Source organism: Amycolatopsis sp. NPDC051106, from assembly GCF_040682775.1.
GTDB lineage: Bacteria > Actinomycetota > Actinomycetes > Mycobacteriales > Pseudonocardiaceae > Amycolatopsis.
Window position 1 is genome coordinate 1 of the sequence record NZ_JBFBBQ010000086.1, and the last position, 17693, is coordinate 17693.

2 protein-coding genes are annotated in these 17693 nt (G+C 74.5%); both read left to right on the forward strand.

Features of this window, described 5'->3' with window-relative positions; translation table 11 throughout:
- Positions 1-71: 71 nt before the first annotated feature.
- Positions 72-3248, forward strand: a complete 3177-nt coding sequence (locus AB0M83_RS39270) for a type I polyketide synthase (protein WP_364525342.1) — start codon at positions 72-74, stop codon at positions 3246-3248.
- Position 3249: 1 nt separating this feature from the next.
- Positions 3250-17625 carry a type I polyketide synthase gene (locus tag AB0M83_RS39275; RefSeq protein ID WP_364525338.1) on the forward strand — a complete coding sequence of 4792 codons (14376 nt, stop codon included), beginning with the start codon at positions 3250-3252 and terminating at the stop codon, positions 17623-17625.
- Positions 17626-17693 lie beyond the last annotated feature (68 nt).

The following is a 17693-nucleotide window of genomic DNA, read 5'->3' on the forward strand; positions in this document are numbered from 1 at the left end:
CGTCAGACGCACCGAACGCCACATTGGGTGCGTCTGACGCAACCAACGCCACATTGGGGCGCTTGGGCCCGGTGCCGTGGGTGCTCTCGGCCCGGTCGGAGGCGGCGGTCCGCGATCGGGCGGCCGCACTGGCCGAGTCGGCCGGGCAGCACGGGATCGCCGAGGTCGGCTGGTCACTGGTCGGCACCCGGTCGGCCTTCGAGCACCGGGCCGTGGTTGTCGGCGACGACCACGGCGAACTGGTGGCCGGGCTGCGCGGCATCGCCGCCGGTGAGCCGGGCCCGGCCGTGGTCAGCGGGATTGCCGGACCAACGGGGGAGACCGTCTTCGTCTTCCCCGGTCAGGGTGCGCAGTGGGCGGGGATGGCGGCCGGGCTGCTCGACGAGTCGCCGGTGTTCGCCGAGCGGATGGCGGACTGCGCCGCCGCGCTCGCCCCGCACGTGGACTGGTCGTTGACCGACGTCCTGGCCGACGCGGAGGCCTTGGAACGGGTCGACGTCGTGCAGCCGGTGTCGTGGGCGGTGATGGTGTCCCTCGCCGCTCTCTGGCGGGCACACGGGGTCGAGCCCGACGCGGTCGTCGGGCATTCCCAGGGCGAGATCGCCGCGGCTGTGGTCGCGGGTGGGCTGTCCCTCGAGGACGGTGCCCGGGTGGCCGCCCTGCGCAGCAAGGCGATCGCGGCCGGGCTCGCGGGCCTCGGCGGGATGGCGTGGATCGCCGCCCCGGAGTCCGTGGTCACCCCGATGCTGGAGCCGTACGACGGGCGGCTCTCCCTCGCCGCGGTGAACGGGCCCGCGTCGGTCGTCGTTTCCGGCGAAGTCGAAGCCCTCGAAGCCCTGATCGCCGGCGCCGGTGACCTGCGCGTCCGCCGGATCCCGGTGGACTACGCGTCGCATTCCGCCGCGGTCGAGGCGATCGAGGCCGAGCTGCGGGAGGTCCTCGCGCCGGTCCGGCCCCGGACCTCGGCGATCACCTACGTCTCCGGCGTCACCGGCACCCCGGTCGACACCGCCACTCTCGACGCCGGGTACTGGTACCGCAACCTGCGTCAGCCGGTCCGGTTCCACGACGCCACGAAGACGCTCATCGAAGCCGGCCACCGGTTCTTCGTCGAAGTCAGCCCGCACCCGGTGCTCGGCGGCGGCATCGAAGAGACCCTGGACGAGACGGCGGAGAGCGCGGCCGTCGTCGGTACCCTGCGCCGCAACGCGGGCGACCTCCGGCGGTTCCTGACCTCCCTGTCCCAGCTGTGGGCGCACGGTCACGACGTCGACTGGCCGGTCCTCTACCCGGTCAAGCGGACGGTTCCACTGCCGACGTACCCGTTCCAGCGTCAGCGGTTCTGGCTCGAACCGCGCTCCGCGGCGCCGGTCGTCCGGTCCACAGTGGACGACCTGCGCTACGAGGTCCGCTGGAGCCCCGTCACCACTCCCCGTGCCACCACGCTCGACGCGGGCTGGCTGGCCGTCGTGCCCGCCGGGCCGGACTTCCGGGACCTGCTCGGCCCGGACGTCCGCGTGCTCGAAGTGTCCACCGAGGATCGCGAGGAGCTGGCGGAGCTGCTGGCCGTCGAAGACAACCCGGCCGGGGTGGTCTCCCTGCTCGCGCTGAACGACGAGCCACACGCCGAGCACCCCGTGCTCACCGCCGGGCTCGCCGGCAACGTCGTGCTCACGCAGGCGCTGGCCGACTCCGGGATCGCCGCCCCGCTGTGGTTCGCGACCCGCGGCGCCGTCTCCACCGGCCCGGGCGAACCCCTGCACAGCCCGGCCCAGGCGATGGCCTGGGGCCTCGGCGGGATCCTCGGCCTCGACCAGCCCGACCGCTGGGGCGGCCTCGTCGACCTGCCGCCCGTCACGGACGCCACGACCGCGGGCCGGCTCGCGGCCGTCCTCACCGGCCACGACGGCGAAGACCAGGTGGCCCTGCGGCCGTCGGGGGTGTTCGCCCGCCGGCTGGTCCGCGCGGCGGCGTCCCCGCCCGTCCGCTGGCAGCCGCACGGCACGGCGCTGGTCACCGGCGGTACCGGCGCGCTCGGCGGACAGGTGGCCCGCTGGCTCGCCGCGAACGGTGCCGAGCACCTGGTGCTCCTGAGCCGCCAGGGCGAACACGCGCCCGGGGCCGCGGAACTCACGGGCGAGCTGTCCGCACTCGGGACGAAGGTCACCGTCGCCGCCTGCGACGTCTCGGACCGCGACGCCCTGCGCGAGCTGCTCGCGGAGCTGCCGCCGGTGAACGCCGTGGTCCACACCGCGGGCGCGGTGGACGTCGAACGGCCGATCACGGCCCTGACCCTGGCCGACTTCGCCGAGCTGGCCGAGGCCAAGGTCCGGGGCGCGCGGAACCTCGACGAACTGTGCGGCGACGTGGACGCGTTCGTCCTGTTCTCCTCCGGCGCCGGCGTCTGGGGCAACGCGGGCCAGGCCGGTTACGCGGCGGCGAACGCCTTCCTGGACGCACTGGCCCAGCAGCGGCGCGATCGCGGGCTCCCGGCGACGTCGATCGCCTGGGGTGCCTGGGCGGGCGGCGGCATGGTGGACGAGAACGTCGGCGCGCAGCTCGAACGGCGCGGGGTGCCGATGATGCGGCCCGAGCTGGCCGTCACCGCGATCCGGCCGTCGGTCGACACCGGCGGCCCGACGAGCGTCGTCGCCGACATCGACTGGGCGAAGTTCACCCCGCTCTACACCGCGGCGCGGCACCGCCCCTTGCTGCGCGAGCTGCCCGAAGCGCAGCAGGAATCCCCGGTGGACAGTGACGGCGAGCTGGCGAAGCGGCTGCGTGCGGCGTCGGAAAACGAACGCGAGCGGGTCGTGCTCGACCTGGTCCGCGCGGAGGCCGCCACGGTGCTCGGCTTCCCCGGCCGCGACGCCGTCCGGCCCACGCAGACGTTGAAGGAGCTCGGGTTCGACTCGCTGACCGCGCTCGACCTGCGCAACCGGCTCGGCGCGGCGACCGGGCTGAAGCTGCCCGCCACGCTGGTCTTCGACTACCCGACCCCCGCCGCCGTTGCCCAGCACGTGCTCGAAGGGCTGTTCGTCACGGACACCGCGACCGACGAGCTGGACCGGATCGAGGCCGAGCTGGCCGCCCTCCCCGCCGAGCTGGTCGCCGCCCGGCTGCGGAAGCTGCTGTGGAAGTGGGACGACACAGGCGACGACCCCGGCGACGACGACGGCCTGGAACTCGACACGGCGACCGACGACGAGATGTTCGCGGCGATCGACCGAGAACTCGGAATCTCTTGACGTGACCGGAAAACCTTCCCAGGAGCGGACGCAGATGCGCAACGAGGACAAGCTCCGTGACTACCTCAAGCGGGTCACGGCCGATCTGAAGCTGGCCAACCGCCGCCTGCACGACGTCACCGAGCGCCGCGCCGAACCGATCGCCGTGGTGTCCATGAGCTGCCGGTTCCCCGGCGGGGTGACCGACCCCGAGCAGCTCTGGGACCTGCTCGCCGAGGGCCGCGACGCCGTGTCGCCGTGGCCCGCCGACCGCGGCTGGGACCCGGACCTCTACGACCCCGACCCGGAGCGGATCGGCCGCAGCTACGTCCGCGACGGCTGCTTCCTGACCGACGCGGCGCAGTTCGACCCGGCGTTCTTCGGCATCTCCCCGCGCGAGGCCGTGGCGATGGACCCGCAGCAGCGGCTCCTGCTGGAGACGACCTGGGAGGCCTTCGAGCGGGCGAAGCTCGACGCGGCGGCCCTGCGCGGCAGCAAGACCGGCGTGTTCGTCGGCGCCAGCAACCAGGGCTACGCCGGCGGCATGGTCACCGCGCCCGAAGGCCTGGAAGGACTGCTGCTCACCGGCGGTTCGGCCGCGGTGCTGTCCGGCCGGCTCGCCTACACCTTCGGGCTCGAGGGCCCGGCCGTCACCGTCGACACCATGTGCTCGTCCTCGCTGGTCGCCCTGCACCTCGCGGTCTCCGCGCTGCGCAACGACGAGTGCTCGATGGCCCTGGCCTGCGGCGCGACCGTGATGGCCAACCCCCGCAACTTCGTCGAGTTCAGCCGCCAACGCGGTCTGTCTTCGGACGGCCGCTGCCGGGCCTTCTCCGCCGACGCCGACGGCACGGGCTGGGGCGAGGGCGTCGGCGTCGTGCTGCTGGAACGGCTGTCCGACGCGCGCCGCCACGGCCACCCCGTGCTCGCCGTCATCCGCGGCACGGCGATCAACCAGGACGGCGCGTCCAACGGCTTGACCGCCCCCAACGGGCTTTCGCAGCAGCGCGTCATCGAGGCGGCGCTGGCCAACGCGCGGCTGGCGCCCGAGCAGGTCGACGTCGTCGAGGCGCACGGCACCGGAACCAAGCTGGGCGACCCGATCGAAGCGCAGGCCCTGCAGGCGACCTACGGCCGCGACCGCGAACGGCCGCTGCTGCTCGGCACGGTCAAGTCGAACATCGGCCACACCCAGGCGGCCTCCGGCGTCGCCGGGGTGATCAAGATGGTCCTCGCCCTGCGCGCGGGCGTCCTGCCGAAGACGCTGTTCGTCGGCGAGCCGACCCCGCACGTGGACTGGACCGCGGGGGCGGTCTCGCTGCTGACCGAGCAGCAGGAGTGGCCCGAGACGGGGGCGCCGCGCCGCGCCGGGGTGTCCTCCTTCGGCGGCAGCGGCACCAACGCGCACGTCGTGCTGGAAGGCGTCACCGACGAACCCGAGACCGCCTCGGAGTCCACTGTGGACACAGCGGTCTGGGTGCTGTCGGGCCGGTCCGACGCCGCGCTGAAGGCCCGCGCGGCGGAGCTGGCGGAGCTGCGGGACGTCAACGTGGCCGACGTCGGCTGGTCGCTGGCTTCCACACGTTCGGCGTTCGAACACCGCGCCGCGGTGATCGGCCGGGATCCGGCGGCGGGCCTCCGCGAGATCGCCGACTCCGGCACGGCCGCCGGCGGCGCGGTGGTCGGCGGCGAAGCCCAGGTCGTCGGCGGCACCGTGCTGGTGTTCCCCGGCCAAGGCGCGCAGTGGGCCGGGATGGCCGTGGACCTGCTCGCCTCCGCCCCGGTGTTCGCGGCCCGGATGGCCGAGTGCGAGGCGGCGTTGTCGGCTTTCGTCGACTGGAAGCTGACCGACGTCCTCGGCGACGCGACGGCCCTGGACCGGGTCGACGTCGTGCAGCCGGCCTCGTGGGCGGTCATGGTCTCGCTCGCCGCGCTGTGGGAGTCCCACGGCGTCACCCCGGACGCCGTGGTCGGGCACTCGCAGGGTGAGATCGCGGCCGCCGTCGTCGCCGGTGCGCTGTCGTTGTCCGACGGCGCGAAGGTCGTCGCGCTGCGCAGCAAGCTGATCGCCGTCCGGCTCGCGGGCCTGGGCGCGATGGCGTCCGTCGCGGCACCGGAGGCGCAGGTCGAAGCGCTGCTCGCGGACGGGCGCGTGGCCATCGCGGCGGTCAACGGACCCGCGTCCGTGGTGATCTCCGGCGAGGTCGCCGCCGTCGAAGAGGCCCTCGCGCGCGCCGAGGCCGAGGGACTGCGCGTGCGCCGGATCCCGGTGGACTACGCGTCGCACTCCGCCGTGGTCGAAGTCCTCGAAGCCGAACTCCTGGAAGCCCTGGCGGACCTCGAACCCCGCGCCCCGCGGATCGCGTTCGTCTCCAGCGTAACCGGCGAGGCCGCCGGGACACTGGACGCCGCCTACTGGTACCGCAACCTGCGGCACCGCGTGCGGTTCCAGGACGCCACCAGGGCCCTCATCGCCGACGGGCACCGGTTCTTCGTCGAATCGAGCCCGCACCCCGTCCTCGGCGGCGGCCTCCAGGAGACCCTGGACGCCGCGCTCGACCCCGGTTCGGCGGCCGTCGTCGGCACGCTCCGCCGGGGCGAAGGCGGCTTGACGCGGTTCCTGACGTCGGTGGCGCAGCTGTGGACGCAGGGCCACGACGTCGACTGGTCGGCCGTCTACCCCGAGGCCCGGCCGGTCGCTTTGCCGACATATCCCTTCCAGCGGCAGCGCTACTGGCTCGAAAACCCGGGCGAGACCGCCGCGGCGGACGACGGGTTCTGGAGTGCCGTCGAGGACGGCGCGCTGACCGAAGAGCTGGGCGTCACCGCGGAAACGCCCTGGCAGGAGGTGCTGCCCGCGCTCGCGGACTGGCGCCACCGCCGCACCGAGCTGTCCACAGTGGACCAGTGGCGGTACCGGATCACCTGGCACCCGGTCACCGCACCGGCGCCCGCGCTGTCCGGCACCTGGCTGGTCCTGCACGCGCCCGACGTCTGCCTCGACGCCCTGGAGAAGGCCGGCGCGGCCGTGCGCACCCTGCGCCTCGACGGGACCGAGGACCGCGCGTCGCTGGCCGAGCGGCTGCGGACCGAGACCGACGTCGCCGGCGTGCTGTCCCTGCTCGCGCTGGACGAGACCGAGCACGCGACGCACCCGGTGCTGTCCCGGGGGCTCGCGGCGAACCTCCTGCTCTCCCAAGCCCTCGGCGACGCCGGGATCACCGCGCCGTTGTGGCTCGCGACGCAAGGCACCGCCGTCGTCGTGCCCGGGGACGAGGCGCCGCACCCCGGTCAGGCCACCACCTGGGGCCTCGGCCGGGTCCTCGCCCTCGAACACCCCGACCGCTGGGGCGGCCTGGTCGACCTGCCGGACGACCTCGACGAGCAGGCCGCGACCCGGCTCTGCGCCGCCCTCGCCGGGATCGGCGACGAGGACCAGCTCGCCGTCCGCGGCTCCGGGCTGTACCAGCGCCGCCTGCGCCGCGCTCCCGTGCAGGGCACCGCGCCCGAGTGGCGGACCGGCGGCACCGCGCTGATCACCGGCGGCACCGGCGGGCTGGGCGCGCACGTCGCCCGCTGGCTCGTCGGCCGCGGCGCCGAGCACCTCGTGCTCACCAGCCGCCGCGGTCCCGGCGCACCCGGGGCCGCCGAACTGCGGGAAGAACTCGAAGCGATGGGTGTCGAGGTGACCATCGCCGCGTGCGACGTCGCCGACCGCGAGGCGCTGACGTCGCTGGTCAGCGGCCTGCGAGACATCCGCACGGTCGTGCACACCGCCGGCGTCGGCCTTTTGGCCCCGCTGGCCGACACGACGCTGCCCGAGTTCGAAGAGGGTGCCCGCGCGAAGCTCGCCGGGGCCCGCCACCTGGACGCGTTGTTCGGCGAAGCCGGCCTCGACGCCTTCGTGCTGTACTCCTCGGTCGCCGGCGTCTGGGGCAGTGGTGACCACGGCGCGTACGCCGCCGCGAACGCCTTCGTCGACGCGCTCGCCGAGAGCCGCCGTGCCCGCGGGCTGGCCGGGACGTCGGTCGCCTGGGGCATCTGGGCCGGTGACGGCATGGTCTCCGACGTCGTCGCCGATCAGCTCAAGTGGCGCGGGATCCCGTTCATGGCCCCGGAACCGGCCCTGCTCGGGCTCGGCCAGGTGCTCGACCACGGCGAGCCGTTCCTCGCCGTCGCCGACATCGACTGGGAGCGGTTCGTCCCGGTCTTCACCGCCGCCCGCCCGCGGCCGCTGCTGTCCGAGGTGCCCGAGGTCGCGGCCGTGCTGGCCGCCGAGTCGGAGGTCACCGAGGAGGAGACCGGCGCCGCGGGTGCGTTGCGCGCCAAGCTGTCCGCACTGTCCGAACCGGACCAGGACCGGGAACTGCTCGGGCTGGTCCGCAAACACGCGGCCGCCGTGCTCGGCTACGCCGGACCGGAGGACGTCGACGCGTCACGCGCGTTCCGCGAACTGGGCTTCGACTCGCTGACGGCGATCGAGCTGCGCAACCGGCTCACCGCCGCCACCGGCCTCAAGCTGTCCGCCACCCTCGTGTTCGACTACCCGAACGCGACGACCCTGGCGCGGCACGTCCGCACCGAGGTCCTCGGCGCTCCCGCACCCGCGGTGGCCGCGCCGGTCACCGCGACCGACGAGCCCCTCGCCATCGTCGGCATGAGCTGCCGGTTCGCCGGCGGCATCGGCAGCCCGCAGCAGCTGTGGGACCTGATGATGGCCGAGGCCGACGCCATCGGCGAGTTCCCCGGCGACCGCGGCTGGCACCCGGGCGACCTTTACGACCCCGACCCCGACAGTGCCGGCCACAGCTACACCCGCGCGGGCGGGTTCCTCTACGACGCCGCCGAGTTCGACCCGGGCTTCTTCGGCATCAGCCCGCGCGAAGCCCTCGCGATGGACCCGCAGCAGCGCGTCGTCATGGAAGCCGCGTGGGAGGCCTTCGAAGACGCCGGGTTCGCCCAGTCCGCCGTCCGCGGCAGCCGCACCGGCGTGTTCGTCGGGGCCAGCGGCCACGACTACGGCCAGCGGCTGCGGGAAGTGCCCGAAGGCGTCGAGGGGCATCTGGTCACCGGCGGCACCGGCAGCGTCACCTCCGGGCGCGTCGCCTACACCTTCGGGCTCGAAGGCCCGGCGGTCACGATCGACACCGGCTGCTCGTCGTCGCTGGTCGCCCTGCACCTGGCCGGCCAGGCACTGCGGTCGGGGGAGTGCGACCTCGCGCTGGCCGGCGGGGTCGCGGTGATGTCGACCCCGGCGCCGTTCGTCGCGTTCAGCCGCCAGCGCGCGCTGGCCGCCGACGGCCGGAGCAAGCCGTTCTCCGCCGAAGCCGACGGCATGGGCCTCGCCGAGGGCGTCGGCATGCTGCTCGTCGAACGGCTTTCCGACGCGAAGCGCAAGGGACACCGCGTGCTGGCCGTGGTCCGCGGCACCGCGACCAACCAAGACGGCGCGTCCAACGGCCTGACCGCCCCGAACGGCCCGTCGCAGCAGCGCGTGATCCTGTCCGCGCTGGCCGCGGCCGGGCTCGAACCGTCCGAAGTGGACGCCGTCGAGGCGCACGGCACGGGCACCACGCTGGGCGACCCGATCGAGGCCCAGGCGCTGATGGCCACCTACGGCCGCGACCGGTCGGCCCCGCTGTGGCTGGGCTCGGTCAAGTCGAACATCGGGCACAGCCAGGCCGCCGCGGGCGCCGCCGGTGTCATCAAGATGGTGCTGGCGATGCGTCACGGCGTCCTGCCGCGCTCGCTGCACTCGGAGCACCCGTCGCCGCACGTCGACTGGTCCTCCGGTGCCCTCGAACTGCTCACCGAGGCCACGCCGTGGCCGGACAAGCCGGGACCGCGCCGCGTCGGCGTGTCCTCGTTCGGCGTCGGCGGCACCAACGCCCACGTCGTGCTCGAACACGATCCTTCGCCCGAACCGGAGACCGTGCGCGAGCCGGTCACGGGCCCGGTGCCGTGGGTGCTTTCGGCCCGTTCGGCGGCCGGGGTGTCCGCGCAGGCCTCGAAGCTGGCGGCCGCCGCGACCGCGGACATCGCCGATGTCGGCTGGTCCCTGGCCTCGACACGGACCGCGTTCGAGCACCGGGCCGTCGTGCTCGGCGACGACCGCGAAGAACTCCTGCACGGTCTGCACGGCCTGGCCGCCGGGACGCCGAGCGCGTCCGTGGTCACCGGAGTGGCCGGCACGGTGGGGCGGACGGTGTTCGTCTTCCCGGGCCAGGGCGCGCAGTGGGCCGGCATGGCCGTGGGGCTGCTGGGTTCGTCGCCGGTCTTCGCGGAGCGGTTCGCGGAGTGCGCGGCGGCGCTGGAGTCCTTCGTCGACTGGTCGCCGTTCTCCGAGCTGCGCGAAGGTGCGTTGGACCGGGTCGACGTGGTGCAGCCGCTGTCGTGGGCCGTCATGGTTTCGCTGGCCGCGCTGTGGCAGTCGCACGGCGTGACGCCGGACGCGGTGGTGGGCCACTCGCAGGGCGAGATCGCCGCGGCCGTCGTCGCGGGCGGACTGTCCCTGGTGGACGGTGCTCGCGTGGTCGCGTTGCGGAGCAAGGCGATCGCCGCCGGGCTCGCGGGCCGGGGCGGAATGGCGTCGGTCGCGCTCGGCGCCGAGCAGGCCGGGAACCTCCTGTCCGCATGGGACGGCCGGATCACCATCGCCGCGTTCAACAGCCCGTCGTCGACGGTCGTCTGCGGTGAGCCCGACGCCCTGGAGGAACTGCTCGCCCAGTGCCAGGCGGACGGCGTCCGGTCCCGGCTGATCCCGGTGGACTACGCCTCGCACTCGGCGCACGTCGAAGCGATCGAGACCGAACTGCTCGACGTGCTCGCCGCGATCGAACCGCGCACCGGCGAGGTGCCGTTCTACTCGACGGTCTCGGCCGAGCCGATCGACACCGCGACCCTCGACGCCGCCTACTGGTACCGGAACCTGCGTCAGCCGGTGTTGTTCCACCAGACTGTCGAGGTCCTCGCGGCGCGCGAGCACTCGGTGTTCGTGGAGGTCAGCCCGCATCCGGTCGTCACGTCCGCGATCGCCGAGGCCGTCCCGGACGCCGTCGCGACCGGCACGCTGCGCCGCGGCGAAGGCGGCCTGGCCCGGTTCCGCACGTCGCTGGCCGAACTGCACGTGCGCGGTGTCGACGTCGACTGGGCCCCGGTGTTCCCGGGCGCCGCGACGATCCCGCTGCCCACCTACGCCTTCCAGCACCAGCGCTACTGGCTCGACGCCCCGGCCGGCACCGACCCGCTGGACGACGAGTTCTGGGCCGCCGTCGAGCAGTCCGACCTCGCGGCGCTCGCCGCCTGGCGTGCCAAGCGCCAAGCCGGATCCACTGTGGACAACTGGCGCTATCGGGTCGAGTGGACCCCGCTCAGTGTCGCGACCGGCACCATCGTGCCGAACTGGCTGGTCCTCGCGCCGGCCGGGCACGACGGGCGGGCCGTCGCCGACGGACTCGGCGCGCGCCTGCTGGAGCTGCCGTCCGAAGTGGACCGCGAGCGGTACGCCGAACTGCTGCGCGCGGCAGGCCCGTGCGAGGGCGTGCTTTCGCTCATGGCCCTCGACGGTTTCGAAGCGAACTTGACGCTGCTGCACGCCCTCGGCGACGCCGGAATCGACGCGCCGCTCTGGTGGGCCACCAGCGGCGCGGTCAGCACCGGTGACCGGGACCCGATCCGCGCGGCCGGCCAGGCGCTGACCTGGGGCTTCGGCCGGATCGCGGCCGCGGAGTACCCGCAGCGCTTCGGCGGGCTCGTCGACCTCCCGGCCGACCTCGACGCCCGCGTCTTCGCCCGGCTCGCCGCCGTGCTCGGGTCGCCCGACGAGGACCAGGTGGCCGTGCGCGCTTCCGGCGTCTTCGGCCGCCGGCTCGTCCGCGCGGCCCCGGCCCGCGAGACGACGACGTCGTGGACGGCGTCCGGCACGGTCCTGCTCACCGGCGGTACCGGCGGGGTCGGCCCGCACCTCGCCCGCTGGCTCGCCGGCGCCGGGGCCGAGCGGCTGGTCCTGACCAGCCGGCGTGGGCTGGACCTCCCCGAACTGACCGCCGAACTGGCCGACCTCGGCACCGAACTGACCGTCGCGACCTGCGACGTCGCCGACCGCGACCAGCTCGCGGAACTCCTCTCCGGGCTCCCCGACCTGACCGCCGTGGTGCACGCCGCCGCCGTCCTCGACGACGGCGTCCTCGACGGCCTCACCGCCGAGCGCATCGCGAACGTTCTGCGCCCCAAGGCCGACGCCGCGCGGCACCTGCACGAGCTGACCGCGAACCGCGACCTTTCCGCGTTCGTCCTGTTCTCTTCACTGGCGGGCACGCTCGGCGGGCCGGGCCAGGCGAGCTACGCCGCGGCCAACACCTACCTCGACACGCTCGCCCGCGAGCGCCGTGCCGCGGGCCTGCCCGCGACGTCCATCGCCTGGGGTGCGTGGGCCGGCGGCCGCGGGGAAGGCCTCGCCGAGCAGGGTCTGCCCGCGATGGCACCCGACCTGGCGATTCTCGCGCTGCAGCAGGCCCTCGACGAGGACGAGACCGTGCTCGCGGTCGCCGACATCCGCTGGGACCGCTACCGCAAGACCCTGGCCCAGGGCCGGCCGAGCGCAGCGCTGCTGGGCATTCCCGAAGCGGCGAAGCCGGAAGCCGTCGAAACCGGCTGGGCCCAGCGCCTGGCCGGTCTGGGCGAGGACGAGCAGCACCGGCTGCTCCTGGAACTGATCCAGGGGCAGGCCGCGGTGGCGCTCGGCTACCCCGGACCCGAGTCGATCGAGCCGGACCGCGCCTTCCGCGACCTCGGCTTCGATTCGCTCACCGCCGTCGACCTGCGCAACCGCCTCGGCGAAGCCACCGGCCTGCGGCTGCCGGTCACGCTCGTCTTCGACCACCCGACCGCCGTCGCGCTCGCCGGGCACGTCCGGCGCGAGCTGGTCGGAGACGAAGACGACACCGTGACCGAGACCGCCGCCCCGGTGGCGGCGCGCACCGACGAGCCGATCGCCATTGTCGCGATGTCCTGCCGCTACCCCGGCGGCGTGACCGATCCGGACGAGCTGTGGCGGCTCGTCGCCGACGGTGTCGACGCGGTCGGGGAGTTCCCGGCCGACCGCGGCTGGGACGTCGAAGGCCTCTTCGACGCCGACCCGGACAAGCCCGGCACCTTCTACACCCGCGGCGGCGGGTTCCTGCACGACGCGGCGGAGTTCGACCCGGCGTTCTTCGGGATCGCGCCGCGTGAGGCCCCCGCGATCGACCCGCAGCAGCGGCTGCTGCTGGAGACGTCGTGGGAGGCCGTCGAGCGCGCCGGCATCGACCCGGCGCTGCTGCGCGGCAGCCGGAGCGGCGTGTTCGTCGGCTCCAACTACCACGACTACGGCTCCCGCGTGCGGCACGCGCCGGGCGAGTTCGAAGGGCACCTGGCGACCGGCAGCGCGGGCAGCGTCGCCTCCGGCCGGATCGCCTACACCTTCGGGCTCGAGGGTCCGGCGGTCACGGTCGACACGGCGTGCTCGTCGTCGCTGGTCGCGCTGCACTGGGCGGTCAAGGCCCTGCGGTCCGGCGAGTGCGACCTCGCGCTGGCCGGTGGCGTCACGGTGATCTCCTCGGTCGACACGTTCGTCGAGTTCAGCCGGCAGCGCGCGCTGTCCCCGGACGGCCGGTGCCGCGCGTTCTCCGCGGACGCCGACGGTGCGGGCTGGGCCGAGGGCGTCGGCATGGTGCTGGTGGAACGGCTTTCCGACGCGCGCCGCCTCGGGCACCCGGTGCTCGCCGTCGTGCGGGGCAGCGCGGTCAACCAGGACGGCGCGTCCAACGGCATGACCGCCCCGAGCGGCCCCGCGCAGCAGCGCGTCATCCGCGCGGCCCTGGCCGACGCCGCGCTGACACCGTCCGATGTGGACGCTGTCGAGGCGCACGGGACGGGCACCACGCTGGGCGACCCGATCGAGGCGCAGGCGCTCATCGCCACCTACGGCCAGGACCGTTCCCACGGACGGCCGTTGTGGCTGGGTTCGGTGAAGTCCAACATCGGGCACACCCAGGCCGCGTCCGGCATCGCGGGCGTGATCAAGATGGTGCAGGCGCTGCGCAACGGCGTCCTGCCGCGCACGCTGCACGCCGAAACCCCGTCGCCGCACATCGACTGGTCCGCCGGGCAGGTGCGGCTGCTGTCCGAGCCGGTCGAGTGGGCCGCGAACGGCCACCCGCGCCGCGCGGCGGTGTCCTCGTTCGGGGTCAGCGGCACCAACGTGCACACGATCCTCGAAGAGGCGCCCTCGCTGCCCGAAGCAGCGGAAGTCGTCACGACGCAACGGTTCACGGCCTGGCCGGTCTCGGCCCGGTCCGAAGCCGCGCTGCGCGGCCAGGCCCGGCGGCTCCTCGCGGCGACCGAGTCCGAACTGGACGCGGCCGACGTCGCCCGATCCCTGTCCGCCCGCGCGAAGTTCAGTCACCGTGCGGTGGTCGTCGGCGAGAGCCTCGGCGAGCTGCGCGACGGGCTGGCCGCGCTGGCCGCGGACCGGCCCGCCGCCGGGCTGCGGCAGCACGTCGCCCGCTCCGGCCGGACGGCGTTCCTGTTCACGGGGCAGGGCGCACAGCGGCTCGGCATGGGCCAGGAGCTGTACGCGCGGTTCCCGGTCTTCGCTGACGCCTTCGACGCGGTCTGTGCGCAGTTCGACTTGCCGCTGCGCGATGTCGTCTTCGGTGACGACGCCGCCCGGCTCGACCGCACCGGCTTCACCCAGCCCGCGCTGTTCGCGGTCGAGGTGGCGTTGTTCCGGCTCCTGGAATCCTGGGAAGTCCGCGCGGACTTCCTCGCGGGCCACTCCATCGGCGAGCTGGCCGCGGCGCACGTTGCCGGCGTCTTTTCCCTGGCCGACGCGGCCAAGCTCGTCGCCGCGCGCGGCCGGCTCATGGAAGCCCTGCCCGAAGGCGGGGCCATGGTCGCGATCGCCGCTCCCGAGGACGAGGTCGTCCCGCTGCTGGACGAGCGGGTGTCGCTGGCCGCGGTGAACGGCCCGGCGGCCGTCGTGGTCTCCGGCGAAGCCGAAGCTGTGCTGGCGCTCCAGGAGCACTTCACCGCGCTGGGCCGCAAGACCAAGCGCCTGGAGGTCTCGCACGCGTTCCACTCGCCGCTGATGGACCCGATGCTCGAAGAGTTCGCCGCGGTCGCGGCCGGGCTCGAGTACCACCACCCGCGGATCGCGCTCGTGTCGAACGTGACCGGCACGCTCGCCGATCCGGACGAGCTGGCCACGCCGGAGTACTGGGTGCGGCACGTGCGGGCGGCCGTCCGGTTCGCCGACGGCATCCGCGGGCTGGCCGCGGAAGGCGTCACCCGGTTCGTCGAGCTGGGCCCGGACGCGGTGCTCGCCGCGCTCGTCCCCGACTGCGCCGGACCGGTCGAACTGAGCGTGGGATCGGTGCTGCGCAAGGGACACGACGAAGAGCGGTCCCTGCTCACCGCGCTCGCCGGGCTGCACACCGCCGGCGCCGACGTCGGCTGGGCCGCGGTGCTCGCCGGCGGCGGGCACGTCGAACTGCCGACGTACGCGTTCCAGCGCGAGCGGTACTGGCTGGACGTCCCGGCCGTGCCCGGCGACGTCACCGGCGCCGGGCTCACCGAACCCGGGCACCCGCTGCTGGGCGCGTCGGTTTCGCTGGCCGGTTCGGACGGCGCGCTGTTCACGAGCCTGCTGTCGGCGACCAGCCACCCGCTGCTCGCGCAGCACGTCGTGCTCGGCAGCGTCCTGCTGCCGGGGACGGCGTTCATGGAGCTGGCCGTGCACGCCGCGGACAAGGTCGGCTGCGAGCGCGTCGAGGAGCTGACCCTCGCCGCGCCGCTGGTGCTGCCGGAGACCGGCGGGGTGCGGCTGCAGGTCGCCGTCGGCGGGCCCGACCGGTTCGGCACCCGCTCGATCGACATCTACTCCCGCGTGGACGGCGCCATGGAGGACGAGCCGTGGACCACGCACGCCAGCGGCACGCTCGCCGCGGCGGCGGCCCCCGCGGCCGGTGACCTCACCGGCGCGTGGCCGCCGGCCGGCGCCGAGCCGATCGACCTCGACGGGCTCTACGACCGCATCGCGGCCAACGGGTTCGACTACGGCCCCGCGTTCCAGGGGCTGCACCGCGCTTGGCGCGCCGGCGACGAGATCTTCGCCGAGGTCGGCCTGCCGGAGGGGGAGCGGGCGGAAGCCGGACGCTTCGGCCTGCACCCGGCCCTGCTGGACGCGGCCCTGCACACTGTCGCCCTGCGCGACGAAAGCCGGGCGGTGCTGCCGTTCGCCTGGTCGGGCGTGACCCTGCACGCGGGCGGCGCGGCGGCGCTGCGGGTGCGCGTCACCGGGCAGGGCGACGACACGGTGGCCCTGGCGGTCGCCGACCAGGACGGGCTGCCGGTCGCCACCATCGGTGCGCTGACGCTGCGGCCGGTGTCGGCCGAGCAGCTCGACGTCGCGCGCTCGGCGTTCCACGAGTCGCTGTTCCGGGTGGGCTGGGTGATGGCCCCGATCACCCCGGTCAGCCACTCGGCGGCCGAACGCTGGGCGGTCGTCGGGCACGACGTCGGCGTCCGCGTCACCAAGGCCCTCGGCACGGCGGGCGTCCCGGTGGAGTCCTACCCGGACTTCGACGCGCTCGGCGCGGCCGTGGCGGCGGGTGCCCCGGCGCCCGAGGTGGTCGTGATGACCAGCGGCCCGCAGGACGACGAGGACGTGGCGCGGGCCGTCCGGACCGCCACCCACGGCGCGCTGGAGCAGGTGCAGGAGTGGCTGGCGAACGAGCGGTTCGCCGGTTCGCGGCTGGTGTTCGTCACCCGGGGCGCGATCGCGACGCGGGTCGGCGAAGGCATCACCGACCTCGCGACGGCGGCGGTCGTCGGCCTGGTCCGCTCGGCGCAGTCGGAGAACCCCGGCCGCTTCGTGCTGGTCGACCTCGACGACCGTGAAGTGTCCTACGCGGCGCTCCCGTCCGCCGTGGCCTGCGGCGAGCCGCACGTCGCGGTCCGGATCGGCGCGATCCAGGTGCCGCGGCTGGCGCGGGTCCCGGCGACCAGCCCGGCGCCGGTCCCCGAGTGGGATCCCGAGGGCACGGTGCTGATCACCGGCGCCACCGGAACGCTCGGCACGCTCGTCGCCCGGCACCTGGTGACCGCGCGCGGCGCCCGGCGGCTGGTGCTGACCAGCCGCCGCGGACCGGCCGCGGAAGGCGCCCGGGAGCTGGTCGAGGAGCTGACGGCGTGGGGCGCGGACGTCACCATGGCCTCCTGCGACGTCGCCGACCGCGACTCGCTGGCCGCGCTGCTCGCGGCCATCCCCGCCGAGCACCCGCTGACCGCGGTGGTGCACACGGCCGGCGTCCTCGACGACGGCGTCGTGTCCGCGCTGACCACCCGCCAGCTGGACACGGCCCTGCGGCCCAAGGTCGACGCGGCCTGGCACCTGCACGAGCTGACCGCCGGGATGAACCTGGCCGGGTTCGTGGTGTTCTCCTCGCTCGCCGGCACGTTCGGCGGCACGGGCCAGGCGAACTACGCGGCGGCCAACGCGTTCCTCGACGCGCTGGCGCACGTGCGCCGGGCGCAGGGCTTGCCCGGGCTGTCGCTGGCATGGGGCCTGTGGGCCGAGCGCAGCGGCATGACCGGCAAGCTCGGGGAGGCGGACCTGTCGCGGCTGGCCCGGGGCGGCGTCGAGCCGATGCCGTCGGAGGAGGGCCTGGACCTGTTCGACGTCGCGTGCACGCTCGACGAGGCGGTGCTGCTCCCGGTGCGGCTGGTGGTGGAGGCGATGCGCGACCGCGTCGGCGAGGACGCGATCCCGGTGATCCTCCGGAGCCTGATCCGCACCCCGGTGCGGCGCGCGGTCCGGGCGTCGGCGGCCCCGGCCGACCCGGTGGACAGCCTGACCCACCGCTTGGCCGGGATGTCGGAGGCGGAACGCGACGGAGCGTTGCTGGACCTGGTCCGCACCCACGCGGCGACGGTCCTGGGGTACGCGGGCCCGGACGCGATCGAGCCGGACCGGGGCTTCTTGGAGCTGGGCTTCGACTCGCTGAGCGCGGTGGAGCTGCGCAATCTTCTGGGAGCGGCAACGGGCTTGCGCCTGCCGGCGACGCTGCTGTTCGACTACCCGTCGACGACGGTCCTGGTGGAGTACCTGAGGTCCGAGCTGGTCCCGGACGTCCCGGCGGCGATCCTGCCGGCGCTGGCGGAGCTGGACCGGGTGGAGTTCGCGTTGCCGGAGCTGCTGGCGGATTCCTCGGCGCGGGCGACGCTGGGCACGCGGCTGCAGGAGCTGCTGGCCCGGGTGAACGGCGCTTCGGCGACGGCGACGGCGGTGGAGGAGAAGCTGGAGTCGGCAACGGACGACGAGATGTTCGCCCTGATCGACGAACTCGACCTCGACTGACCCACCGGGCGGTCCCCACCCATCCCTGGGGGCTGACCCCGGTCCAGTCTATCGGCCGCCACCGACGA